This is a genomic window from Oceanospirillum sp. (genome assembly GCF_048265165.1).
Taxonomy (GTDB): domain Bacteria; phylum Pseudomonadota; class Gammaproteobacteria; order Pseudomonadales; family Halomonadaceae; genus Oceanospirillum.
The window spans coordinates 39,856-65,710 of the sequence record NZ_JBLXCD010000001.1 but is presented as its reverse complement, the minus strand read 5'-3'; the positions used below and the strand labels follow the sequence as shown (position 1 = coordinate 65,710).

Annotated in this window: 22 protein-coding genes; 9 read left to right on the top strand and 13 right to left on the bottom strand. The window is 48.9% G+C overall.

Annotated features, from left to right (window positions below):
- Positions 1-198 precede the first annotated feature (198 nt).
- Positions 199-684: an Lrp/AsnC family transcriptional regulator gene (locus tag ACN0R8_RS00320; protein ID WP_417593948.1), complete on the top strand. Its 486-nt coding sequence runs from the start codon at positions 199-201 to the stop codon at positions 682-684.
- 82 nt (positions 685-766) lie between these two features.
- On the opposite strand, the gene ACN0R8_RS00315 is transcribed toward ACN0R8_RS00320, so the two are convergent.
- Positions 767-1,735 carry a DMT family transporter gene (locus tag ACN0R8_RS00315; RefSeq protein ID WP_417593946.1) on the bottom strand — a complete coding sequence of 323 codons (969 nt, stop codon included), beginning with the start codon at positions 1,733-1,735 and terminating at the stop codon, positions 767-769.
- A 342-nt stretch (positions 1,736-2,077) separates the two neighbouring features.
- On the opposite strand from ACN0R8_RS00315, the gene ACN0R8_RS00310 reads away from it, so the two are divergent.
- Entirely contained in the window at positions 2,078-2,473 is a 396-nt protein-coding gene (locus ACN0R8_RS00310; RefSeq protein WP_417593944.1) for a thiol-disulfide oxidoreductase DCC family protein, read from the top strand.
- A gap of 71 nt (positions 2,474-2,544) precedes the next feature.
- Here the strand turns inward: ACN0R8_RS00310 and ACN0R8_RS00305 are convergent, their stop codons facing one another.
- From ACN0R8_RS00305 to ACN0R8_RS00295, 3 genes are all read right to left on the bottom strand, one after another.
- Positions 2,545-3,606, bottom strand: coding sequence for an NAD(P)H-dependent flavin oxidoreductase (locus ACN0R8_RS00305; RefSeq protein WP_417593942.1), 1,062 nt, complete (start codon positions 3,604-3,606; stop codon positions 2,545-2,547).
- A gap of 231 nt (positions 3,607-3,837) precedes the next feature.
- The gene (locus tag ACN0R8_RS00300; RefSeq protein ID WP_417593940.1) at positions 3,838-4,578 is read right to left on the bottom strand and encodes a response regulator transcription factor; all 741 of its coding nucleotides are present in this window, start codon (positions 4,576-4,578) and stop codon (positions 3,838-3,840) included.
- 62 nt (positions 4,579-4,640) lie between these two features.
- Entirely contained in the window at positions 4,641-6,722 is a 2,082-nt protein-coding gene (locus ACN0R8_RS00295) for a 7TM diverse intracellular signaling domain-containing protein (protein WP_417593938.1), read from the bottom strand.
- Between the two features lie 71 nt (positions 6,723-6,793).
- Between ACN0R8_RS00295 and ACN0R8_RS00290 the strand changes: the two genes are divergently transcribed.
- Entirely contained in the window at positions 6,794-7,177 is a 384-nt protein-coding gene (locus ACN0R8_RS00290) for a hypothetical protein (RefSeq protein ID WP_417593936.1), read from the top strand.
- 48 nt (positions 7,178-7,225) lie between these two features.
- On the opposite strand, the gene ACN0R8_RS00285 is transcribed toward ACN0R8_RS00290, so the two are convergent.
- The 3 genes from ACN0R8_RS00285 to ACN0R8_RS00275 form a co-directional block, all read right to left on the bottom strand.
- Positions 7,226-8,446, bottom strand: a complete 1,221-nt coding sequence (locus tag ACN0R8_RS00285) for a YbfB/YjiJ family MFS transporter (protein WP_417593934.1) — start codon at positions 8,444-8,446, stop codon at positions 7,226-7,228.
- Positions 8,447-8,625: 179 nt separating this feature from the next.
- A complete protein-coding gene (brnQ, locus tag ACN0R8_RS00280; RefSeq protein ID WP_417593932.1) occupies positions 8,626-9,921 on the bottom strand; it encodes a branched-chain amino acid transport system II carrier protein in 1,296 nt (431 codons plus the stop codon).
- A 172-nt stretch (positions 9,922-10,093) separates the two neighbouring features.
- Positions 10,094-10,987: a DMT family transporter gene (locus tag ACN0R8_RS00275; RefSeq protein WP_417593930.1), complete on the bottom strand. Its 894-nt coding sequence runs from the start codon at positions 10,985-10,987 to the stop codon at positions 10,094-10,096.
- 399 nt (positions 10,988-11,386) lie between these two features.
- Here ACN0R8_RS00275 and fusA point away from each other — a divergent pair, with 399 nt between their 5' ends.
- Both fusA and ACN0R8_RS00265 read left to right on the top strand, forming a co-directional pair.
- Positions 11,387-13,474, top strand: a complete 2,088-nt coding sequence (gene fusA / locus ACN0R8_RS00270; RefSeq protein WP_417593928.1) for an elongation factor G — start codon at positions 11,387-11,389, stop codon at positions 13,472-13,474.
- A 118-nt stretch (positions 13,475-13,592) separates the two neighbouring features.
- Positions 13,593-13,772, top strand: coding sequence for a DUF2986 domain-containing protein (locus ACN0R8_RS00265; protein ID WP_417593926.1), 180 nt, complete (start codon positions 13,593-13,595; stop codon positions 13,770-13,772).
- Between the two features lie 135 nt (positions 13,773-13,907).
- Here ACN0R8_RS00265 and ACN0R8_RS00260 read toward each other — a convergent pair whose 3' ends face one another.
- Positions 13,908-14,351 carry a hypothetical protein gene (locus ACN0R8_RS00260; RefSeq protein WP_417593924.1) on the bottom strand — a complete coding sequence of 148 codons (444 nt, stop codon included), beginning with the start codon at positions 14,349-14,351 and terminating at the stop codon, positions 13,908-13,910.
- Between the two features lie 232 nt (positions 14,352-14,583).
- Here ACN0R8_RS00260 and ACN0R8_RS00255 point away from each other — a divergent pair, with 232 nt between their 5' ends.
- From ACN0R8_RS00255 to ACN0R8_RS00240, 4 genes are read left to right on the top strand one after another with little or no spacing between them, the layout of a single operon-like run.
- The gene (locus ACN0R8_RS00255; protein ID WP_417593922.1) at positions 14,584-14,784 is read left to right on the top strand and encodes a hypothetical protein; all 201 of its coding nucleotides are present in this window, start codon (positions 14,584-14,586) and stop codon (positions 14,782-14,784) included.
- Positions 14,785-14,789: 5 nt separating this feature from the next.
- Positions 14,790-16,313, top strand: coding sequence for a CHAD domain-containing protein (locus ACN0R8_RS00250; RefSeq protein WP_417593920.1), 1,524 nt, complete (start codon positions 14,790-14,792; stop codon positions 16,311-16,313).
- On the top strand, positions 16,310-17,059 hold the full coding sequence (locus ACN0R8_RS00245; protein WP_417593918.1) for a ParA family protein: 750 nt from the start codon (positions 16,310-16,312) through the stop codon (positions 17,057-17,059). The genes ACN0R8_RS00250 and ACN0R8_RS00245 overlap by 4 nt, the downstream gene beginning before the upstream one ends.
- 25 nt (positions 17,060-17,084) lie before the next feature.
- Positions 17,085-17,495, top strand: coding sequence for an NUDIX hydrolase (locus ACN0R8_RS00240; protein WP_417593916.1), 411 nt, complete (start codon positions 17,085-17,087; stop codon positions 17,493-17,495).
- Positions 17,496-17,719: 224 nt separating this feature from the next.
- Here the strand turns inward: ACN0R8_RS00240 and ACN0R8_RS00235 are convergent, their stop codons facing one another.
- The 5 genes from ACN0R8_RS00235 to ACN0R8_RS00215 all read right to left on the bottom strand — a co-directional run bounded on the left by ACN0R8_RS00235 (position 17,720) and on the right by ACN0R8_RS00215 (position 25,635).
- The gene (locus tag ACN0R8_RS00235; RefSeq protein ID WP_417593914.1) at positions 17,720-18,940 is read right to left on the bottom strand and encodes an ABC transporter substrate-binding protein; all 1,221 of its coding nucleotides are present in this window, start codon (positions 18,938-18,940) and stop codon (positions 17,720-17,722) included.
- Positions 18,941-19,030: 90 nt separating this feature from the next.
- Positions 19,031-20,620 (bottom strand): fatty acyl-CoA synthetase, encoded by a 1,590-nt coding sequence (locus tag ACN0R8_RS00230; RefSeq protein WP_417593912.1) that lies wholly within the window; start codon positions 20,618-20,620, stop codon positions 19,031-19,033.
- A 233-nt stretch (positions 20,621-20,853) separates the two neighbouring features.
- Positions 20,854-23,163 (bottom strand): 3-hydroxyacyl-CoA dehydrogenase NAD-binding domain-containing protein, encoded by a 2,310-nt coding sequence (locus ACN0R8_RS00225; protein ID WP_417593910.1) that lies wholly within the window; start codon positions 23,161-23,163, stop codon positions 20,854-20,856.
- The gene (gene bktB, locus ACN0R8_RS00220) at positions 23,163-24,368 is read right to left on the bottom strand and encodes a beta-ketothiolase BktB (RefSeq protein ID WP_417593908.1); all 1,206 of its coding nucleotides are present in this window, start codon (positions 24,366-24,368) and stop codon (positions 23,163-23,165) included. Before bktB ends, ACN0R8_RS00225 begins: the two co-directional genes overlap by 1 nt.
- A gap of 88 nt (positions 24,369-24,456) precedes the next feature.
- Entirely contained in the window at positions 24,457-25,635 is a 1,179-nt protein-coding gene (locus ACN0R8_RS00215) for an acyl-CoA dehydrogenase family protein (RefSeq protein ID WP_417593906.1), read from the bottom strand.
- Positions 25,636-25,855: the final 220 nt, after the last annotated feature.

Here is a 25,855-nt window from a genome sequence, read left to right as displayed (position 1 = left end):
TTATACGACCCTCTACTATTAGTTATAGAAAACCCAAATTAGTTATAGAAAATCCAAAAACCAGATGAATCCAGCGAAAAAAAAGAAAACCAAGTGAAAAGCCTATAGAATCCACCTCCTATAACAATAAAAACTAACTAGACAGCAGATCTCCAGGTCTCGCGCACTGCCACACAAACAATAATAAGATCATTAATCATGCACAAAACGAAACAGTTTGACCGGATCGACCGTAGAATTCTTGAAGTCCTGCAGAAAAATGCCAATATCAGCAATCTGGAGCTGGCAGAACAGGTAGGCTTATCACCGTCACCCTGCGCCAGAAGAGTCAAACTACTGGAAGATGCTGGCATCATCAGTCGGCAGGTCACACTGCTTAGCCAGAGTGCTCTGGGGCTGGATATGACCATCTATGTACAGATATGCCTGGCCAGTCAGCTACCGGAACGACTGGAGGCATTTGAAAGGAAGATTCTAAACTATGATGAAGTACTGGAGTGCGCCCTGATTACCGGCAGTGATGCCGACTTTATGCTCAAGGTCGTGATGCCGGATATGGCCTACTACGAACATTTTCTACTCAATGAGCTGAACCGTATCGAAGGCGTTGCCAGCATTCGGACCAGCTTTGTGCTCCGTCAGGTTAAAACATGCACCGAGTTACCGTTAAAACATCTCAGATGAATATCCGGCTTCCATAAGCAAAAGGACGCATGGAACCCCATAATACAGCTTCGAGCCAGAAGCTGTATTATCAGCATTTAAGTTATTCAGTCATACGCCCTTTTACAAGCCCACTGGCCAGAATCACACCCAGACTAATCAACGCGATCCCCGCAACAATTACCAGTGTAACCTGCTCCCCAAACCAGACATAGGCAATAGCCGAAGCAGCTACCGGTGTTAGAGACCCAATTGCCGAAGTTACTTCAGCCCCCAAACGACTGATGGCAAAGGCAAATAATAAACCGGATGCCAACCCTGCACCTAGGCCCTGAGCCAAAATTTGGCCAAGCTGCTGGTTCAGCGACAGGTCAAACCAACCCAGCTCAGGCTGCATCACAGCCCCCACAATCAGAAGCAACAACCCTGTTGGCACCGCTACCACAGATGCGGCCACTAGGGGTGAAAGCCCACATTGACGAATTGACAGTGCAAACAAAGCCCATAAAAAGCTGGCTGCCAGAAAAAGAACCACCGCCCCAACGTGCGTATCACCAGTTACTGAATTACCAATAAATGCCACAACACCGGCAAAAATCAGTAACAAACCACCAAGACGCCATCCGGATAGGGGCTGATTGAAAACCAGAACCGCCATCATCGTCACAAATAGCGGGGCTACCCCAGGGATCAGAGTACTGCCTTCAGCCACCTGCCCGACCTGCATCCCCATGGCACCCAGCCAGAAAAAGGGCAATCCGCCACCCACCAGCATTCCAACCAGATACAGCCTGGGCACCTGACAAATAGCTTTAAAATTACGGATAAAAACCGGTAGCAGGATTAATCCCGGTAAACCAAAACGCAGCAACGCAATTTCGTAGGTACTGACCGGAGTGACAGCTCCGGCCCGCAGGGAGAGAAAATAGCCCGACCAGACAAAAACCATCATCAGGGCGGCTAATAGACCCAGTACTTTCTGGGCAGAAGGCATATTGAGGGATTCCACCTCCAGCACAGATCGGCCAGAAACGCCTGGACGGTCAGTGTTTGTTAATACATCAGAAGACATGATCACTACTCTAGCGTTAATGTTGTTATTTTGATCATCTATTGTCGCTAAAGATAATAAGCAATAATGACTAAAATCATGTCAAATAAAACCAATATTAAAATAATACACCTAAAAAAACCTTTTACTTAACGATAAAAACCACATCAGCAGGTAAAAGCTGGCAAACCACTCCACACCCTGGACACGTAAAACTCCATACCCTAGACACGTAAACTCTATAGCCTCAACAGATCAAAACTCTGTAGCCAAGAAGTGCAAAAAACCGGTCGAAAGGCATTTGCGTAAAACAGGAACAGAATACAGTCCATTTTCCACCAACAGGCAGAGCAGGTAGAAACAATGAGTAAAAAAAAGCTCACGGATAAAAAACTGACACTCTACTATGACGGCGCTTGCCCGCTATGTAGAAAAGAGGTTCGCTGGTTACAGGCTCGCTGTCGGCGTAAAGACTTATCACTGGCGTTTGTTGATATCAGTCAGGATGGTTTTGACCCAGGCCCAACGGGTAAGCAGACTAAACAGCTAATGGCTGAGCTGCACCTGCAGGACAATGAAGGAAATTGGTGGACGGCCATGGATGCTTCCCGGCGCATTTATCAAGAGATCGGGCTTGGCTGGCTTATGGCACCTACCGGCTGGCCATTTCTTAAACCCGTTTTTGACCGGCTATATCACTCATTTGCTAAAATACGCCCAAGACTACAGAAGAAAGACTGCCCACAATGTACTCGGTAGCTCGTCCTATTCGAAACCTGATCGCCGGCTTTAATTAGCCCAAAGCTGGCGATCAGTTCTTAGGTATCGGATTATAACTTAGCCGTTAACCAATGAATTAACTCTGCCACAGGAAGCTCACGGCATTTACCTGCAGACTCTCCGCACCATAGAGGTGAGAAATCCCATCGCCCCTGTTGCTCTGCCGCTGCCCGCAAGGGTGCAATCGCCTGGGAAGCCAGGGGAAATGCCGGAGCCTGAGGTGAGATTGGCCCCAGCTCTTCCATCAGACGGTTCACCATACCCCGGGCCGGTCTTCCGGAAAACAGGTTGGTAACAGAAGTCTTATCAACCAGATCACTTTTCAGCGCCTGACGGTGTAAATCTGTGGTTTTGGCTTCCGGTGTCAATAAAAAGGCCGTCCCTAACTGTACCGCAGAAGCGCCAAGGCTCAGCAGCTCAGCGATATCATCCCCAGTGGCGATCCCACCGGCAGCAATCATCGGCAGGTCAACCTTCGACACCAACTCCGTCACCAAAAACCGTACCGGTAACTGACACTCAAGGTCTGCTGTAAGAAAGTGTCCCCGATGCCCCCCGGCCTCCAGACCCTGAGCAATCACAAAATCAGCCCCCCTCTCCTGAAGCCATATACCCTCTTCAACCGTGGTTGCGGTGGAAGCAATCAATCCGCCCCAGGCTTTAATCTCTGCGATTAACGCCTGATCCGGTAACCCAAAATGAAAACTGACCACCTCGGGTTGATAGGGTCTGATCGCCTCAAGGTAAGCCTCTGAAAAAGGCTGACGGCCAGAGCCTGCTGGTACGGCTAAAGGATCAAGCCCCATTTCAGCGTAATAAGGCTGCAGTGCTTCCAGCCAGGCAGCCTGCTCTGTCTCATTGGATTCAGGTGGGTTATGGCAAAAGAAATTCACATTAACAGGCCGCTTTGTTTTCTCCTTCACCAGAGCCAATGCACTACGAACCTGTTCTGGAGAGAGCATAGCGCATGGAATCGCCCCTAAACCGCCAGCATCACTCACAGCAATCGCTAATACACTGTCCTGAGATCCCGCCATAGGGGCTTGCCATAATGGAAAACGAAGCATTTTCTGTAAAAAAGCAGCCGAGGGCTGCAGAACGGACGTCGGCATAAACAACTCCTCCATTAGTATTTACCATCCCAGGGGTGAGCCAGAATTTTTCAGGTACTGCTATCGGCCCAGCATTCAGTAATTTGAGCTGCCCGAACATTTTTCACAGCTTAAAACCCTGCTAGTCTGGCGCAAAGACTACCGGTCAAACAAGCAGAATGGCATTTGGAACGGATGACATCCCTACCGGTATAGGCTCTGGAATGCAGCCTTCAGTCACCGGGTAACCGGCTACTGGACTGCGTTAACCACGATCTGGTCTGCAAAGAGATACCCTACACTGTAAACGGTTCGGATCGGAATCGATTCATCATCATGATAACGCTGAATTTTCTTCCGCAACCGCCGCACAAGCGTATCCAGTGCACGCTGAGCACTTTCATCATCGCGACCGTACAGGGTCTGTAACAGCTTGGGACGCCGCACCGGTTCAGAAGGTGTTTCTGCCAGCATATACAGCAGCCGATACTCCTTCACCGTACAATCAATCTCTTCCGAAGCAGGCGTCACCAAGGACCAGCTCCTACTGTTCAACTGCCAACCCGCCGAGACTGTCGGCGCGCCTGACTCAGAAGTAACACGACTGACCTGGCGCTCAGCCAGACTCAGAATTGCAGCGGCAAGCTCGCACCCCTGAACCGGCTTCCCCATAAACAGGTCCGCCCCCGCCCGGTAACAACTTACTCTTGAATTCAGACCATCATTCGCTGTAATAACAATTAAAGACATGTCACTGCTGCTACGGGCAAAATCCACCAAGGCTTCCCCTGAAGCGTCCGGCAGACCGAGATCAATAATCGCGACCTGAAAGCTCCGCCGCTCCAACAGACTATAAAACCCTGCCGCCGTACCTGTACCCTCAACAGTCAGTCCTTTAAGCTCAAGATATTCCACAAGACTGTCCCTCAGGGACTGATCATCCTCAACCAAAACAACAGAGACCGGCTGAGATAATCCATTTAAAGCCTTCACTCTCACCCACTCCTTACAATACGACTGCGCTGTACACGTTAATATTCACAACCCTTTGAGCATTAGCTATCAGGGCCTGACTTTTTTTTGCCATTTTCAAATGATGACAAGTTTTCATTCGGATCCATCTCCGCTTCCAGATAAACCCGGGCTTCAAATAGCTTATCTGTCTCAACAAGCTCCAGCCGGTCGCCTTGTTCCGCCACAATTTGTTCTACCAGATTCAGACCTAGTCCAAGACCACTGGTCCCTGCACTGTTCGCACCACGGATGTATTTCTTGGTCAGCTCAACATCCTGATGGCTTGCTGACTCTGCCACCGGATTTCTGACACTGAATACCAGCGCACTCTCATCCGGTGATACTCTCAGCATGACACGAATAGCAAAAGGGTCTGAGCTATATTTCCGCGCATTATCAATCAGGTTCAGCACAACCGTTTTCATCAGAGAGGTGTCCAGACTCTTGTACCAGACTTGAGAAACGTGAGCATCATATTGGATACGAATATCGCTCCACATCAAATGAGCTTCATCCATAAAGTGATCCATCAGAGAGACCAGTTCTTTATGCTCATGCAGGCGCTCCAATGCCTGCTTCCAGCTGGCACCTTTAATCGTCTTATCAAAAACCTCCTGCAACCGCTCTGTAGCCTGCTGCATCACATGCAGATTATGACGACCGGTCCAGTCAGGTTTTTCTTTCAACTCCAAAATTTCTAAATTGGTTTTCAAAATTGAAAGAGGCGTCCTGTACTCATGGGAGATCATATCGATAAAGCGTTCCTGCTCAAGCCGAAGGATTTTCTCCTGATCCAGTACCTTTATCAGCTCCTGATTCATACCTGCTGCCATATCCTTAGCGCGTAACTCAGATAACTGGGCAGATTTCACGGCGTCCTTCTCGGCAGACATAACCCGTTCAGCAAAAGCCTGGTTAAGTAACAGCATGTGCAGTAAAGAAGAGAACTGAAACGCGTGGATAGTAAAAATATTTTCCGGTATCCAGCCGAGCAATCGACTGAAGTTGATAACAATACCGACCACAGAGAGAAAAAGAGCCAGAAATACAAAGCGATCACCAGTCGAACCATTTCTTACACGCACACCAAAACTTATCAGCAGAATGAAAGAAAAAGCTACAGCATTCAGAGCAACGAACTCTGCAACATAAACATAAGCATCAAAAGGGGACAGTAGCGCCTGAACAAGCCCTGCAGCGGCGGTAAACTGCAGGTATAACTTAAGCCATGGATGAACAGGGCGGCCATTGGCCAGCAGATACAGGCTCAACACACTGAAGCAAAAAAAGCTGAGGCCTGTTCCGGCGCCGCTAAAAAGGTCAGACAGGTACGGCGGTGCATGCTCAAAGACGACAAAAAGGACACCACTGATCGGCAGATAAACCACCATAATAGTGACCAGATAAAGGGCATACCAAAAATAAACCCGATCTCTCAACCGGTAAGCAACAAAGATAGAGAATGCGGCCAAAATAAATGTGACCGTAGTGAATCCCGCATAGAAAAAAAGATAAAGATTACTATTCCTGACCATTGCCGAATCCGTCAGCAAACGACCATTTAATGTATGAGCACTATTCGTTCTGACCCGGATAAAGACCTGGTATTCACCCAGGGCCTGAAAGCCCGGGTACTGCAAATACGAACGAATGCTTTTTAACGGGAATAGCATACGGAAATGAAGATAGGGCTTTTCAGCCCCATCGCCATGATCCCCCAGAGATAACTTCTGATAGCTTCGAGCCTCTGAAGCATTAACCCCTGCCTGGTAGTACACATCGACTTCATTCAGCTGCGATGGCTCCATCCACAGATAGTCAAAATCGCTCAGCTCAGAGGCTGTCAACGTAAGGCTTAGCCAGGAATCAGACAGTGTATAGCCCCGACTTAAAGAGCCACCAATAGGCTTAAAGCCATTGTGTTCAAACCGGTTAATAGCCTGCTGAAGCGATAAATCTCCTGAAGGATCATCAAGCCAACCAAATTTTGCATCTACTTCACCAGCAGCAACCGATGCATCAGCCTGAGTTGAAGTAACCCCGAGCAGCATAATTAAAAATACCGATAGGGAAACAAAATACAGACCGATAAGCCGCAACCCGGATACTAATAACGAAAGCAAAGTAGACATCCTGCGCATTATAAAGAAGTGAAATGCTAGCAGCTTTAACGAAGCGACACTATGGAATAAAAATGCCAGTCAGAATCGGTCAGTTTCTGCTACGTGACAAGTTAACAGGCCTTTACCAGAATGTAAGAACCCACATCAGATATAACGAGAAAACTATGATCATCGCAGGCTATTTAAACCAACTGCTAAGAGACGGCCAGTTCTGGTTTCTGAAAGAAAGCGCCCTGGATCTTTGGATGAGCAACAAAAACCCTCAGGCCCTTCCCTATCTTGCGGTTGCCTATGACTGCCTTCACGAAAGGTATATTGGCATACAATGGCTTCAGGAATGCCGCCAATCTCTATCAGCAGATGAGCAACGTGAGCTGGCCGAGAGCATAGGCAGAAACGCCCCGGAAAATGCAGCCCCAAGAATACGCATGATATTAAAAGCCTTAATTACCTGATTTTTTCAAGCAAAGAACTATCAACCCAAAGACAAACCTGCAAACGGCCTATGCCGTTTGCAGCTTGCCCTCATCGTCTAATGCCTGAGCGGTAGGGTCCGTCATTTTCAGCCAGAAAATAAGCACGGTGCCCACCGCTACAAAACCACCCGCCAGCCAGAGCCCAAGATCATAATGCCCTGTTTTTTCTGCCAGAATACCGGTCAGAGCAGGTGCAATCATCTGAGCAGCCCCATATGAGATCGTCATTTTACCCATCAGTTTGGCGGGCTTTGATGGATAAAGCCGTCCGGCCATGGTCAAAACCAGACTCACACAACCAATAAAGGTGCCACCAAACAGAAGCGCACTAAACAGAGCGACTTCAAGGGAGTGGAAGAACGTTGGCAAAATAATACCGACAATCTGCAGACTGTACGCCATTAGCAAAGCGTTAAGATAACCAATCCGTCGGGCAATCAGATCCCAGTTCATTACCGCAGGAGCCGCTGCCAGTCCTACCACAGCAAACGTCATTGCCCCCATGCCACTGAGGGCAGGAATACGCTCAACAATGGTAACAATGAAAGTTGCGCTGATCACATAACCATAACCTGCGCAGAAGTAAGCCGTTAGCATCAACCACATAAACTTTCGGGTAGGAGGCATATCTTTTATCGGTGTACTGCTCCCTGAAACATTGACAGAAGCAGGTCGGGGCAGCCAGCGCCATGCAGGAAAAGCAAGAACAATTGCCAGACTACCAAACCACAACCATTGCTGCTGCCAGTTTTGCCCCAGCTGCAGCATCAGCTCAACAAAGAGAGCCGCTACCATAATACCAATACCAACACCGGCAAAATGGATACCCAGTTCAGAGCGATGTCCATGGCGAATCAGCCAGTTCAGAATCAATGCAGACGCGATCAACATCGAACCAGCACTACTCAGACCGGAGAGAAAGCGCAGCAAAGCCCAGAGCCAGAAATTTTCTGTCACCGCCATCAGCAGTGTAGTAACAACAGCTAAAACCAAACCGATTCGATATAGCCTGTCCTTCACATTAAGATCACTCAGTGAAGCAGCCAGCAGAGCCCCGGCCATATATCCGGCATAGTTCACAGCCGCCAGCCAGCCTCCTTCAATATCTCCCAACCAACTCTGCTCCTGCATGACCGGTAGCAAAGGGGTATAAGAAAAACGGGCAATACCAATACAGATAACCTGACTGAAGACCCCGGCTAATAAAACCTGTAGACGCCTGATCTTTAACCCTGGCTGCTGACTCATCATAAATTCCTCTTATTATTAGAGAAATCACAATAAGCGAATAAACGCATCAATAGAAATGAATTAAACTGATGTCTTCAATCTCAAAGTGAGAACACAAAAAAAGCCCACGGAAATTAATCCGTAGGCTTTCGTCTGATTCTATTTATATCAGGGTAAAGTGCTTTAGGTACTCTGCATCAGGATGCTGCAGTTTGTGGCTTTACACGTCCTACCAGCATAAAGAACGCTAATACCAGAATCGTTGGCAGCACCCAGGCAAGACCCAATTTATAAAGTGGCATAAAACTCATATCCGGCAGGTTTACACCTGCGGCTTTCAGACCTTCCAAAACCCCAAAAAACAATGATACCGACAGCGTTAAGGCCAGAGCAGGCTTTTTGTAGCCAATAAAGCCAGAGAAAACACTGAATAACATCAAAGCCACGGCAATTGGATAAACAGAAACCAGAACCGGAATACTCAACTCGATCAGCACACCGAGCTCAAGGTTTGCCATCATGATGCAGAAAACAGCATTGATAATCACGTATCCAGCATAAGGGATAGGTGTCAGCTGAGAAAAGTAATCTGAGCAGGCACTTAGCAAGCCCACTGCTGTCGTCATACAAGCCAGTGTAATCACGCCGGAAAGAACAACCAGCCCCAGAGTACCAAACTGCTGTTCAACAAAAGTAGTCAAAATAACGCCACCGGAAGTTGCACCCGGCACGCCAAAACCTGCACCTAAAAAGAAAAGAGAGACATAAACAAAAGCCAGTCCTCCCGCAGCGATCAAAGCTGCAATCACCAAGTAGCGATACTGGCGCGAACGATCCCTAACCCCTTTTTTATTCAATAGGTCAACAATCAACATACCGAACATAATGGAGGCCAGCGCATCCATGGTGCTGTAACCATCCAATATCCCTTTTGCAAAAGGCGCTTCCAGATACGCCGCATCCGTTGGTAGTACCTGTCCACCCGACGCCGTCAAGACCGCAACCGACAAAGCTACAAGTAACACAATCAGAAGCGGAGTCAGAATTTTACCCACAGAGTCCATCAGCTTACCGGGGAACAACGCCAAAACCGTAGCCAGCGCAAAGAACATCAGTGAATAAGCAAACTGACTGATAACCGGATTTTCACCAAAAGGTTTAACACCCAGCTCGAACGCCACCAGCCCCGTACGAGGTGCGGCAATAAGAGGGCCAATAATGATAAAAATAGCCACCGAGATAAAAACACCGATTGCCGGGTGCAACATTCGGGTCATATCAGAAATACCACCACCTGCTTTCGCCACCGCAAATAACCCCAGCAGAGGCAGCCCTACCGCCGTCAGCAGAAAACCAAGCATAGTAGATACCGCCTGCTCCCCCGCTAACATACCCGCCATCGTCGGGAAAATAATATTACCCGCCCCCAAAAAGAAGGCGAAAGTCATAAAACCTAAACCAAGCACATCAAATGGCTTTAACTGCTTATCCAAAACAAACCTCTGCTACTTTTACTCTAGTAATTATGGCCTGCACAATAAAAAAGGCCTGCCTTTTCAGTCGAAAAGTGGCCTTTTATACCAGCAAAACTACAAATAGCAACCTAGAGCAATAAAATTGCCAACAACGAAAGAAAACCCAGACTTTTCCGCATAAAAACTCTGATTATTTAGTCGATTTCACCATGATTTTACCTCGCATCGCCAGAATACCTCCGCCAGTAATTAACAGAATTCCCAGCCATGTACTCAGGGACAGCACCTCACCCCATAACCACCAACCCATCAGAGCAGCAAACGCAACCGATCCGTAGGTAAAAGGGCCTAATTGTCCAGCAGGAGCTAACCCATAAGCCTTGCTCAGAAAGAGCTGAGCCAAGGTTGAGGTACCTGCAACCAAAAACAGCCAGGCCAAACTCTGCCAGCCTATGGGTTGCCAGACCATAACCGCAGGAATAAAAGACAAAATGGCACTGAAAAAGGCAAAATAGAACACAATGCGCCCCGCAGGTTCTGTCGAACGCATTCGACGAATCGTCACCTTAGCAAGTCCTCCCAGAGCAGCACCTCCCAGAGCGATCAACACAGCAGTGTTTAACTGTCCACTCCCTGGATTTAAAACCAGAAACGTCCCGGAAAAACCGATCAGAATGGCCAGTTTTACAATCACAGGAATGCGCTCCCCTAGCCAGAAAAAAGCGATAACGGGAATAAAGAAAGGAGCTGTTTGTTTTAAAAGCGCAGCCTGAGCCAGCGGCAGATAACCCCAGGAGTAAAAAAGGCAGGTCATCGCGGTAACCCCGACAACAGCCCGCATCAGGTGTAGCCTGAGGCGATTTGTTTTTATCGCACCGAAGCCATTATTGACCAACCAGGGAGTAAGGATTACAAGACCGAGTGCATTGCGAAAAAAAACAATCATCTGCACGGGTACATCATCAGAGATAAGTTTTACCACCATACCGGACAGAACCAAAAATAACTCTGATATCAGGATAAGCCCGGCCCCCATGACCAGAGCGGAGCGGTGATCCTTCAGGACCCGTGGCGAATTTTGCACATTGACCTCGAAAGCAGCTGAGCGGGAAATTCGCCTCAGGCGAAAAGTAAAAGAGTCCCGGATAAATAAACAGCTCCGGATTCTATCCTGCTAAATCTAAAAATACAGAGATACAAGAAAACCTGTTCAACAAATAAAGAACCTATTTTAAAGCAAGCCTTTATCCATCAGGGAATTAGCAAACCTCACCCCAAAAGCCAATATGAGCACTAAAGCCGGATGCATTAGATGAAAAAAGGGGGATTTTTTAAAGCCGTGGTCTATTTTCTTGAAGTACTTTTGCTATACTTGCGCGCAAATCAAATCTGATTGAACGCGCGGTGGCCGATTGAAGCGGGTCAGAATGACTCTTCTGAGGCGCCAGTGCGCAAATTAACCCTGACTGTATAGCGTAGAAACATGTCAAACTTAGATCACTATCGTAATATTGGTATTTTTGCTCACGTTGATGCCGGTAAAACCACTACCACAGAACGTATCCTTAAGCTGACCGGTAAGATTCATAAAATCGGTGAGGTTCACGATGGTGAATCTACCACTGACTTTATGGAGCAGGAAGCTGAGCGTGGTATTACCATTCAGTCCGCAGCAGTAAGCTGCTTCTGGAAAAACCACCGCTTCAACGTTATTGACACTCCTGGGCACGTTGATTTCACCGTTGAAGTATATCGTTCCCTGAAAGTACTGGATGGCGGTATCGGTGTATTCTGTGGCTCCGGTGGTGTTGAGCCTCAGTCTGAAACCAACTGGCGCTATGCGAACGAATCTGAAGTAGCCCGTCTGATCTTCGTCAATAAGCTGGACCGTATGGGTGCAGACTTCTATCGCGTTGTGGATCAGGTGAAAAACGTACTGGCCGCAAACCCACTGGTTATGACACTGCCAATCGGTATCGAAGATGAGTTCACCGGTGTAGTTGATGTTCTGACCAAGAAAGCCTATATCTGGGACGACTCCGGTGATGCTGAGAAGTATGAAATCACTGACGTTCCTGCGGACATGGTCGACAAGGTTGAAGAATACCACGAAGCACTGGTTGAAACCGCTGTAGAAATGGACGACGACCTGATGGAAGCTTACATGGAAGGTGAAATGCCTTCTGAAGCAGACCTGAAGCGTTGTATCCGTAAAGGTACTCGTGACCTGGCATTCTTCCCTACTTTCTGTGGTTCTGCCTTTAAGAACAAAGGTATGCAGCTGGTTCTGGATGGGGTTGTTGACTACCTGCCGTCCCCAACTGAAGTTGACCCTCAGCCTCTGACTGACCCTGAAACAGGTGAGCCTACCGGTGAGGTGGCAACCGTTTCTACCGAAGAGCCTTTCCGCGCCCTGGCGTTCAAGATCATGGATGACCGTTTTGGTGCCCTGACCTTCGTACGTATCTACTCTGGTAGGCTGAAGAAGGGTGACACCATCCTGAACTCTGCAACCGGTAAAACTGAACGTATCGGCCGTATGGTTGAGATGCAGGCTGATGAGCGTAATGAATTAAGCGAAGCTCAGGCTGGTGATATCATCGCAGTTGTTGGTATGAAGAACGTTCAGACTGGTCACACTCTGTGTGATGTTAAGCACGAATGTACTCTTGAAGCGATGATTTTCCCTGATCCGGTAATCTCTATCGCAGTTGCTCCTAAGGACAAAGGTTCTTCTGAAAAACTGGGTGTTGCACTAGGCAAGATGATCGCTGAAGATCCATCTTTCCAGGTTGAGACTGATGAAGACTCCGGTGAAACCATCCTGAAAGGTATGGGCGAGCTGCACCTGGATATTAAAGTTGACATTCTGAAGCGTACTTTCGGTATCGAACTGGAAGTGGGTCAGCCTCAGGTTGCTTACCGTGAAACGATCACGGCGCCTATAGAAGACAGCTACACGCACAAGAAACAGTCTGGTGGTTCCGGTCAGTTTGGTAAGATCGACTACCGTATCAAACCAGGTGAGCCAGGTTCCGGTTTCGTATTCAACTCTGTAGTTGTTGGCGGTAACGTACCTAAAGAATTCTTCCCTGCCATTGAGAAAGGCTTCAAAGGCATGATGGATCAAGGTGTTCTGGCTGGCTTCCCGGTACTGGACGTTGAGGTTGAACTGTACGACGGTGGCTTCCACGCCGTTGACTCCTCTGCAGTAGCCTTCGAAATCGCCGCTAAAGGCGCATTCCGTCAGTCTATTCCTAAGGCTTCTCCTCAGCTGATCGAGCCTATCATGAAGGTTGACGTGTTCACACCTGATGACAACGTAGGTGATGTAATCGGTGACCTTAACCGTCGTCGCGGCATGATCAAAGATCAGGAGCCAGGTACTACTGGCGTACGCATCAAAGCAGACGTACCTCTGTCCGAAATGTTCGGCTACATTGGTCACCTGCGTACCATTACTTCAGGTCGTGGTCAGTTCTCTATGGAGTTCAGCCACTACATGCCTTGCCCAGCAAATGTTGCTGAGAAGGTTATTGCTGAAGTTAAAGAGCGTAACGCTAAGAAGTAATTCCGTTGGGTGGGTATATTCCCACCCCTCTGAACTATTTCCCCAAAACCCCGGTACTTATGTATCGGGGTTTTATTTTGCACATTATAAAAATATCACCACACAACAGTGAAAAACCATGAACCGTAAGAAAAAGATCAACCAGATTTTGAGCAAAAAAAGCAAACGCGCTAAAAGTAAAAAAGCTTTTGAAAGCGGTGGCTGCAATAAACCTCGCTATATATCAAAAGCAGAACGTGCCAAAATGGAAGTCGAAACCGAAGCTTCAGAGAAAGAAACAACCACAGACAGCAACTAGCACCGCTGACGATATTCCAGAAGGGAGGCAAAAAAAACAGCTTCCCCAAGGAAGCTGCTATTCAGAAAGAGCTCATCAACACGGAGAAACCGGACGATACCCTCCTCCCGATAAAAAGCTCTGTATCAGCAGATGTTACTGTCCAAAGAAATTCATATTTAGCACAGACTGTGACCAGAACTTCCACTGACCGTTTTCTTTCCTGAATGCCTGTAGCAGCTCTAATTCATTATCATTGAATGCCGCCGAACCACCCACCTTCCGGGTAATTTGACTTACTTTGACTACGGCGAACTCGCCGGTAACACCCACAAAGTCGTAACCGGTTAACTCATATTCAAGATCGTATTGCTGAAACAGCGCTGGAACCTGCTGCATTGTTGCCTGATAGCTTGGGGATGAGCTATGGATCGTTTTCATCATTCGTGTCATGTCTTCACTCTGGGTCGCTGCAATATTCTCCTCAACCACATCACGCACATCATCAGCAATACTGGCGGCATAACTGGCACCGGAACAAAGTGTAAAAGCCAATACCCATACAACACGTAAAGCACCCATCTGTAACAAATTAACCATGATTCCATCCTTTTAATGACTCAGGCCGCTCTCACGGCAAAAAGAGAATGATACCTTTTCTCATAAAAATAAAAAACATCACCCCTCTTTTCATGCATCAGCTCAAGGAACAACGCTGATCAAACCCTTTGTAAAAAACAGTGTCATAATATTGTCATTTGAAATTCAGGTAGAGAATCAGTGATACTGAATGACGTCATACCATCATTCTTACATGGCAAGGGATCGCTTTATGACAGCTACAACTATAGAAACGGAACTTTCGGCAAACTCTGAACGAAAAAAGAAAAACACCTCCCTACGTCTCGACCAACAAACTCTCAAGGCTTTAAAAATACGGGCCATTGAAGAGGACTCCAGTATTCAGAAACTTATTGAGGGCTTGATACAAGCCTACCTTGACGGACGTATTACACTCACCAAAGGGAAGTAGCCAAGATGACAGCGCACTCTCGCTGGCTGATTAAAGACAGTGACTCCACCGAACGCCTGTTGGATAAGTACCAGCAAAAATTTACACTGGAGCCGATGCAGATCCGGCACGAAACCCTAAGCTTTTACGATGACTTTGAGTGGCACCTCTGGCACAGAAAACAGTTGCTGGCCAGTAATAATAAAGGTCTTATTCTCAGAGTAGATGACTCAGGATTAACTTTTTTCGACGGTGAAAATCCTCCCGTTTTTGCCAAAAACCTAATCCACCCGACCCTCAAGCAGTCAATACAGAAGCTCACCAAGGGACGCCGCTTGTTTCCGATGGCTGAACTCGAAGTAGAGTTTTGCCACTATGCTGTACGCAACAAAGACCTGAAAAAAGTGTGCGACCTGAGTGTCATTTTGACGGGTTATGGCACCATGGTTGAGCTTAAAGGTCTGCGGGGCTACGACAAAGAATACCGGCGGTGCCTGAATATTGTCCTCCACAGCAAGCCTGACGAACTTGAGCACCATATCTTCCTTAACAGCCTCAGGCTCCTGGGCATAAAGCCCAGTTCATACAGTGCACGGCCACGTATTGCACTGACACCGGAGCTGGACAGTTGTGATGCGGTTGCCATCATTGCAAGCACGCTCTGGAAAAATGTTCGCTGCAACGAAGAAGGTATTATTCGGGATTGGGATACGGGGTTCCTGCATCAATACCGGGTTGCCTTACGCCGGTTGCGTGCTCTCTTTACCCAGATGAAACAAAGTATTGGTCGGGATGAGAGTCAGTGGTTTAAAAAACAGTTAACCCAGATAGCCCAGACGACCGGTCGTTTAAGGGATCTTGACGTCTGCCTTGAATCAGAAGACTACTACCTCAGCCTGGTCCCTGCACACTTCCATATCGGATTAGGAAAACTATTCCGGGATATCGCCGGTGAACGTCAGAAAGAACAGAAAATGCTGGCTCAGCGACTCAACTCACCTGAGTATCTGAGTCAGATCGGGTTGATCGAATCCCGCATCTCCCTCTGTCCTCAATCGCCGCCCCGAAAAGGACATAAAGCCATTCTAAAGCAGGCTTCCCGCCAGATTGTCAGCCGCTACAATGCTATAAGTATGGATGCGGCCGATATAACAGGCCACTCGCCGGATGAGCAGGTACATGAAGTACGGCTGGCCTGCAAAAAACTGCGTTACCTGCTGGAGTTCTTTGCAGATCTGTTCCCTAAAGAGGAGATCCGTCCCCTTTTAAAAGCTCTTAAACAACTCCAAAATAATCTCGGCCGATTTAATGATCTCTGCGTACAAAGAGAAAATCTGGAAATATACCTAAAAGGCCGTAACACCAGTGCAGATACAGAAGCAGCAGTTCATGCACTCAACAGCGCCCTTTACAGTAAACAGCGACAGGAGAGGGCCCACATCGGCCTACAGCTTGAAGCTTTTTTAGACAATGATATTCGCCTGCGTGTTGAATCTCTGATACCCACTGCAGTTCAAAGGAAATCTAAAACAGGGAGGTTATCCGAATGAAAACACTGGCCTGTTACAGCATCAAGGGCGGCGTTGGCAAAACAGCCTCCTCTGTCAATCTTGCCTACCTGGCGGCCCAGGCTGGCTACCGCACTCTGCTTATTGATCTGGACTCCCAGGGCGCCTCCTCTTTTTATTTTCGGGTACGTCCCAGTAAAAAGAACTGGGGTAAGCGCTTCTTCAAAACTTATGAGCAGCTACTCAAACAGATCAAGGCGTCAGACTTTGACAGGCTGGATATTATTCCTGCCCACGAGTCTTTTCGGCATTTTGATGCCCTGCTCAGTGATCAGGGTAAACGGGAACAGCGCCTTAAGCGGGTACTGAAGGGGCTGAAGAAAGAATATGACCTGATTATCCTGGACTGCCCGCCAACCCTGAGCTATCTGAGTGAGGCCGTGTTCCATGCCGTCAATATGATTCTCGTCCCGGTTATTCCGACAACACTCTCCGAGAGAACCTTTGAGCAACTGCAGGATTTCTTTCACAGAAATGACCTGCCTGAGCGCACGGTTTATCCATTTTTTTCCATGGTCCAGAGACAGAAGCATCTGCATAAAAGCACTATAGAACGGTTACAGGATACAACCCCTCGCTTATTGGACGCTCAGATACCTTTTTCAACAGATATCGAAAAAATGGGCGAGCACCGCTCTCCTATCAGTTGCTTTGCCCCTCGCTCACCCGGTGGTCAGGCCTATGAGGCTCTCTGGCAAGAGATCGCCTGTAAGCTGAAAAAGCTCTGAAGCACACCTAATTACAGGGTTAGTTATGATTAAGAAAAAGGGACGTTCAAAGATTGCAGCATTGCCGATTCGTTATCACAAAAAGAAGGGGTTACAAATCTGCCTGATTACATCACGTAAACACAAGCACTGGATCGTACCAACAGGTAAGCCTGAGAAAAAGCTGAGCAACTCGGATGTAGCCCAGCTGGAAGCCTACGAAGAAGCCGGTGTACTGGGTCGCGCCAGCCGCAAACAGCGCTTCAGCCATCGTACCCGCTCCCTCAGCAAGCAGGTGGAGCGCAACCTGACGCTCTACCCGCTAAAGGTGCGTAAAGAACTGAAACACTGGCCGGAAGATAACCAACGCAGCCGGAAATGGATCAAAGTCAGCAACCTGGCCAAACACTTGGGCGATATATCCCTGGCAAAGAAAATTACCCACCAGCTGCTCTGAACCCAGAGCAGCGCCAGTAACGAGGTTTGCCGCTTTTTGGGCCTTTATCTTTAAAGCAAGAAATATTCCTTTCTAAGTTCGAAAGCGAAAAAAGCCCGACGGCTAATCAGTAGCAGCCGGGCTTTATCAAGAAAAAAATGATAACAAGAGGTGGACTAACGAGTTAACTTCGCCTTACAGCACCGAATAATAAATCATGGCACTTAGCCTTTAGCTACTGGCACTCAGCCTTTAGCCACTAAATGACACTTAGACTCTGATAACGGCCGGAAGGCCTGATCTGCCGGAATGGTACGCAGAATTTTGAACAGGTCCCACTCTCCTTTTGACTCTGACGGTTTTTTAACTTCAGCTAGATACATATCGTGGATCATGCGCCCGTCATCACGGATACGACCGTTAGTGGCAAAAAAGTCATTAACCGGTGTTCTCTTCATCTCATTCAAAACAGTCTGGGAGTCATCCGTACCCGTCTTTTCGACAGCTTTTAAATAGTGCATGGTTGAAGAGTAAACCCCTGCATGTACCATCGTCGGCATGGTGCCGGTCTCTTTATAGAAGCGTTTTGACCAGGTGCGCGTTTCGGGTGTTCGATCCCAATAAAAGCCCGTGGTCAGTTGCAATCCCTGCGTGGTTTCAAGGCCAAGACTCTTCACATCATGCAAAAAAACCAACAAACCTGCTAACTTCTGACCCGATGCCACCACACCAAATTCTTTCGCCGTTTTCAGTGCATTAATCGTATCCGCACCCGCATTAGCCAGACCAACAATCTTGGCACCAGAAGCCTGAGCCTGCAAAATAAAGGAAGAGAAATCGCTGGTGGCCAGAGGGTGTCGTACAGCGCCAACCACCTTACCACCACTGCCTTTAACAACGGATGCGACATCGCCTTCCATCGCATGACCAAAGGCGTAGTCAGCGGTCAAAAAGAACCAGCTGTCACCACCTTCTTTTACAACGGCTTCACCGGTGCCATGGGCCATAGCATAGGTATCATAAACATAGTGGACCGAATTCGGTGTGCAATACTGATTGGTTATCGATGAAGATGCAGACCCGGACACAATAGAAAGCTTATCCTTTGACTCCACAACCTTATTTACCGCGATAGTTACCGCCGAAGAAACCATACCTGCCACAAGGTCAATATTATCGGTATCGATCCACTGGCGAACCTTATTCGCTCCAATATCCGGCTTATTCTGATCATCCGCCGCAACAATAGTGATTTTCTTACCGTTAACCTTACCGCCAAAATCCGCAATGGCCATTTTTGCAGCAGTCAGACCATTAGGGCCTGCCAGGGGGCTGTATGTACCAGACATATCTGCAATATAGCCAATGCGAACTTCGTTATCCGATATTTCGGCAGCATGAGCACCGGCAGATATAGCCAAAGCCGAGAGCACACCAGCAGATATTTTTTTCAGTTTTAAACGCATAGGGTCTTCCTTTGTTGTTTTTGTTTTTTTACTTATTTGCGTAACAACCTCCCTGCTTCACAGGGAGGGCGGGCAAAGCTTCGATCCTTTCTAATCGATCTGAGCGAACTGGTCGCGTAACGTGCGTTTCAGCAGTTTGCCTGCAGTATTCTTCGGAAGCTGGTCAACAAAGTGAACCTGCTTTGGCACCTTGAAAGCCGCCAGATGTTCCTTAGCATGTCGGATAAGTATCGTTTCATCCACCTCTACACCAGGCTTCAGCACCACCACAGCAGCAATTGCCTCGATCCATTTCTCATCCGGCACCCCGATAACGGCCACCTCAGCAATGGACGCGTGGGTATAGAGCGCTTCTTCAACATCACGGCTGGCCACCAGAACACCACCGGTATTCACCACATCCTTGATGCGGTCAACGATATAGATAAAGCCCTCTTCGTCCTGAATACCCAGATCCCCGGAGTGGAACCAGCCATCTTTAAACGCCTCAGCCGTCTCTTCCGGCTTATTCCAGTAGCCCACCATCAGATGCGGCGACTGATGTACCAGCTCTCCCTGCTGCCCCGGCGCACAATCTTCACCGGTCACAGGGTCGACAATACGGGTGCAAACCGAAGAAACAGGACGACCGCAAGAGCTTGGACGCGCTTTATGTTCAGCCGGTGTCAAAACCGTTGCCAGAGGGGCAATCTCGCTCTGCCCATAACAGTTGTACAGACCAGACTCGGGCAAGCGCTGCTCCAGCTCATGAACAATGGGCTCAGGCATAATCGATGCACCGTAATAAAGCTTCTTCAGATGTTGTAACTCAGTATCCACAAAGTCGTCATGGCGCAACAGAGCGATCCAGACCGTTGGCGGCGCAAAAAAGCTGTTTAGTTTTTCCTCTTTCAGCAAGCGCAGGATCTGATCCGGTGTAGGCGTATCGATCAGATAAGAAAAAGATCCCTGCAGTAAGGCGGGCATACTGAAGACATGCATCTGCGCAGAGTGGTAAAGCGGCAGAGCGGCAAGGCCACGATCATCCGATGAGAGATCAAGGTGATTGATACAGCTGTTATATTCCGACATCAAAGAACGGTGGGTATGCATAGCCCCTTTAGGGTCAGAGGTAGTGCCGGAAGTATAGAGAATCTGCACTACATCACTGTCACTGAGCTCGATATCCGGTGCCTCTGAGTTGACGGAATTGTCCAAAGCCAGCGCAAGAATATCCAGCTTTTCATCGGAACCTGTCGCAGGATCAGCTGCATGCAGGCTACCATGCAGAGCTAGTTCTGCCTGACCGTATACTTCATCAATATGAGCTTTAAGGCTGGAGTCAGAGAAAAGCGCTTTTGCGCCGGACTGGTTCAGAATATAGAGCAGCTCATCCTTTACCAGAGCAAAATTCACGGGTACATGGATCAACCCTGCTTTAGCACAGGCAAGAAAAAGCAGCAGATATGCATCTGAGTTTTTACCATAGGCAGCCACGCGATCGCCTTTTTGCAGACCAGAACGAATCAACTGGTTAGCGACTCGGTTCACCGCCAGATTGAATTCAGCAAATGTCCAGTATCTATCTGCATACTGCAGGGCAACTTTATTGTTATTGCGACGAGCCGAACGCTCCAGGCCTGCACCTAAAGTGTTACGGGTAGCCTGAGAAATCACTTGAGCCATATCCATTGTCGTCATACGACACCTCTCTTCTAAGATTTTTGTTTTTGTTCTGTTTTTATTAAGAGTTGAGTTTTAAAGAACAGGCGCTACTTAGTTAATAACGCCTGTAAACTACTAGCAATGGCCGTAACGGTCGTTATTATTGATCGTAATGGCCAACATGATTAAATAAAACCTTCCTAATATTTATTAAAACCGCACAACTCTGCCTGCCATAAATCACAACCCAGGCATACCAGCAGGTAAGATCAGTTTTTTAGCGGCTTACCGGTTTCCAGCAGATGCTTCATCCGGGCAACGCAAGCGGCGTGCTGGGCCAGGTCCTGATCTGTAGCCAGCTCCAGTTGATCGAAAGCGTTATACCACCCTTCCGCGCCAGCACTATTCAACAGAGACAACAACGCCTGTTCCAGGGTCGACTGGTAGCTGCCATCTGCCAACGGAGCGTCTGGTTGCCAGGGTATTAATGGCAGAGGATCTGTATCAACAGCGACCCGTCTTTTACCGATTAGGGATCTGGTCGCGGTAATAGCATCTCCCAGCAACCGGTCCGGGTTCATACTTACAGCGCTTCGCTCTGAGACAAAGCCCAGAGCTTTCGCTTCCAATCCCGAGTAACTGACGCGGGCTGACTTCAGAGTGCTAAAGCAATATTCAATCGCCTGATCAGCACCCAACAGCTGACTGCTGTTCGCCAGCAGCTTTTTACAACCGCCCCACCCCGGAACGATACCAACCTGAGCCTCCACCAGCCCCAACTGAGCTTCAGCGGCCAGCTGCACATAATGGCAGTGCATCAGCAGCTCCACACCTCCGCCAAGCGCTTTGCCAGCCACGGCAGCCACCACGGGCACAGACGAGGCTTCGATACGCTGAAACAGCTCCTGTCCCCGGCGTATATAGCCCTCAAGCCCCTTGTTTTCCTGCAGCTGAACAAACTCTTTCAGGTCAGCTCCTGCGGCAAAGACACTGCCACTACTAGCGATAAGCAGTGCCTTATTGTCACCCATCGCACGATCCAAAGCGGTTTCCAGCTCATCCAGCAACGTGGTGCTTAGCGCGTTAATTCGGGCGGACAGTTCGAAACAAAGCAGCTCATTATCCACCTGCCAGAGACGGCTGAGCTGGCCTTCTATCAACAGTTGTCCTTGGGTCAGATCCGACCAGTGAACAATACCTTCAGCACGGTGAATGGACTGATACCCCTCGGTTAAAGTCAGCTGATGAGTTACCCCATCAATCTGACAGTAACCGGGTTTGTGATCTTCAGCGGCCCATTGCAACCAAAGTGCAGTTCCGGCAAAAGCACTAGGATCACGGTTCTGTTCCTCATGAAGCAGCGCATCAAAGATTTCCACGCCGATCCGGTCTCTTAGTTCAAAAGGCCCAAAGCGCCAGTTGTAGCCCAAACGCATAGCGGTATCGATTGCGTCGATATCCTCCGCGACATCCGGTAGAAGGCTGGCGGCATAAGCGATGACACGGCTCAATACCCGCCGAGCATATTCACCACCTTTATCATCAGTCTGCACCAGCACAGAAAGATCACCTTTCTTCAATTGCAAGCTGGGCCAGTCCGTCGTGTCAGATAACGCCTGATACTCAAGAGTCGTCAAATTAAGCTGGTGGCGCTGCTTCAGCCCCTGATCATTTATGCTTTGGCGGTAAAAACCCTGCAAGACCTTGCCCTTGCGGCCATGCCAGCCCTTTTCGATCATGGTGCTGATAAGCTCCGGTGAACGGGCATATCGCTGGAAGGCATCGTCTTCCGGCAGCAGACGACTAAGACTTGCAGTAACCTCCGGCATCAGATCGATACCGCACAAGTCCCAAAGCCCGAAAACTCCGGTCTTCGGAAAACCGCAAAGCTGCATAACCTGATCAGCCTGCTGAACGTTTAATCCAAGTGAGACCGCTTCCTGTAACGCCACCTGCATCCAGTAGACGCCCAGACGATTAGCGATAAACCCCGGGCGATCCGCGCAGGTGATCACGGTTTTCCCCATCGCTTTATCGTTGAAAGCCTTAAGTGTTGCCAGCCCTTCCTGCGAAGTCTCATCAGTAGAAACAAACTCCACCAGTCGCATATAGCGTGGTGGATTAAAAAAATGCGTCACCACAAAGTGTTGACGAAAACCGTCACTCATCCCATCCAGCAGATGCTGTAACGGCAGAGTGGATGTATTCGAAGAAACCATGCAATGTGCAGAACGAACCTGATCAATTCTTTGATACAGGGCCCGTTTAACATCCAGCCGCTCGACAACCGCTTCCACAATCCAGTCCTGTCCAGCCAGCTCTGAAAAATGATCTTCCGTATTGCCCACCGTGATACGGTCAGCCACACAGGAGGACATCAGAGCCCCCCGAGAACCATCTTTGATCATTCGCCCTAATGCGTCAGCAGCAATCCGGCTACGCTCAGCAAAAGTGTCACCCTCAGATGGTCGGTCCAACAGCAGCACCTGAGCACCGGCATTAGCCGCCTGAGCCGCAATCCCTGCCCCCATAACACCGGCACCGATCACGGCCACCCGACGGATTTGCAGTTCAGCCATCAGCTCTGCCCCTTCAGATTTTCAACGATCAGGGCGACACCCTGCCCACCACCGATGCACATGGTAATAAGGCCATAACGCCCACCGGTGCGTTCCAGTTCATAGAGGGCTTTCAGAGTAATCATAGAGCCGGTTGCCCCCACTGGGTGTCCATGGGCTACAGCGCCACCATTTGGGTTCACTTTGGCGGGATCAAAGCCCAGAGTTTCCGTGACCGCCATCGCCTGAGCCGCAAAGGCTTCGTTGGACTCGATCACATCAAGGTCTGCCACCTCTAAGCCTGCTTTCTCCAGTGCGCGGTTCACCGCAGGAATCGGCCCCAGCCCCATCACATCAGGCTCGACACCGGCAAAAGCATAGCTGATAAAACGTGCGCGTGGCTTAAGGCCGCGACGGGTGGCTTCAGCCTCTGACGTCAGCACCATTGCAGCAGCACCATCGTTGATACCTGAAGCATTACCTGCCGTCACCAGCCCCTCTTTCTTAAAAGCAGGTTTCAGGCTGGCAAGACCCTCAGCGGTGATATCCCCACGAACATGCTCATCGGTAGCAAAAAGCTGAGTTTGTCCACGCTTTCTGATCTCAACCGGCACAATCTGAGATTCAAACAGCCCCTCTTTAATCGCCGCACTTGCCCGCTGATGGCTGGTAAGAGCAAATTCATCCAGCTGATCACGACTGAAGCGGTATCTGGCCGCAATATTTTCAGCCGTGATACCCATGTGACCGCTGTCGAACGGGTCACTCAGAATATCCAGCGTCATATCCAACGTTTTACCATCCCCCATGCGCTGACCAAAGCGCATATTAGGCAGCAGATATGCCCCCTTACTCATGCTTTCTGCACCACCGGCCAATGCGATACGACTATCACCAGCTGCCAGCATCTGTGCCGCTGAGATCAGGGACTGCACGGAAGAACCACAGAGACGATTCACATTCAAAGCGGCAGACTCCACCGGCAGGCCTGAGTTCAAAGCGATATGCCGGGCCAGATACACGTCCTGAGGGGCTGTGGTAATAATATGGCCAAATACAGCGTGGTCGATATCCGCTGCTGGCACTCCGGCGCGTTTAATCGCTTCCTTCGCGGCGAGGGTTCCCAACTCTGCCGGAGAAAACGAACTCAGAGAGCCACCAAAGCTCCCTATCGCAGTACGGGCACCGTCAAGAATCACTACCTGAGACAGATCGATTGCAGACATAGCAGAATCCTTTTGTTTATTGTATTTCTGATTGGATTTTTGATTATTGCTGTTTCCGGTTGCACAGAGCGCCTAACGCCCTTGCTGCTTACTTACCCAGTAGAGAACGGGCAATCACCTCTTTCATAATTTCAGAGGTACCGGCATAAATCGTTTGGATACGGGCATCCACATAGAATCGGGAGATGGGATATTCTGTGGTGTAACCATAGCCACCGAACAACTGCAGGCATTCATCGATGGTTTTACACTGCATCTCACTCAGCATCAGCTTGAGGGTCGCGGCATCCGTGGCACTCATCGCACCTTCACTGTAGCGCTGCATACACTGATTAAAGTAAGCCCGGCCCAACTCAATCTGAGCCTTCACCTCCGCCAGCTTAAAACGGGTGTTCTGAAAGTCTGCAATGCGCTGCCCAAAGGCTTTTCTTTCCTGTACATAATCCAGAGTAAGCTGTAGAGCCCCCTCCATCGCCCCCAGAGCCTGAGACGCTACCCCAAGACGCTCACGGGGCAGCTCCTGCATCAGATAGGTGAAGCCCTTGTTCAGCTCCCCCAGCAAAGCATCCTCCGGTACGATCAGGTCTTCAAAAAAGAGTTCGGCGGTATCACTGGAGTGCTGGCCGATCTTGAGAATACCCTTACCCTTTGAGAAACCCGGCAGGCTCGCATCCACTAGAAACAGAGATACCCCCTTAGCACCGGCCTGAGGGTCTGTTTTCGCACATACGATCACCATATCCGCCAGCAGACCATTGGTGATAAAGATCTTAGAACCATTTATCTTCCAACCACCGGACACCTTCTCAGCACGGGTTCTGAGAGCGGCCAGATCACTACCGGCACCGGGCTCAGTCATGGCAATGGCCCCCAGCACCTCACCGGAAGCCATTTTCGGCAACCAATACTGCCTCTGAGCTTCTGAGCCGATATGAAGAATATAGGGCATCACAATATTGGCATGAATGTTATAGCCACTACCAACACCGCCGTAGCCATAACGGGAGATCTCTTCACACACCAGCTGGCTGATTGGGAAATCTGTACCGGCACCGCCATAGGACTCCGGCAGATCAACTCCCAATAAACCGGCTTCACCAAAGGTGTTCCAAAGAGAGCGTGGAACCTGATGCTCAGCTTCCCACTGCTCGAAATAGGGCTCAACTTTTTGTTGCAGAAAGCGCTGAACCATCTCAACAAAAAGCGGGGCATCATCCCCATAAACGGAAGCTGACAAGGAACTTTGAGAAGAAACAGATGCATTCATAGCGTAAATACTCACCGGCTGTTTTACTTTATTATTGAAATTGTTTTCTAACTCGATTGATAACAAAGGCCATTTAATCGCTTATCTTTTGGGCACAGAATGATGAACCCGGTCGATTTAATTGATCAAAACGGCCAAACAATCGGCTCAGTCAGACAGACAGCTGGATCTTAGGTCGGGAATGTAATAGCGTTGAAGCACATCTTTCCTGAAAACAATA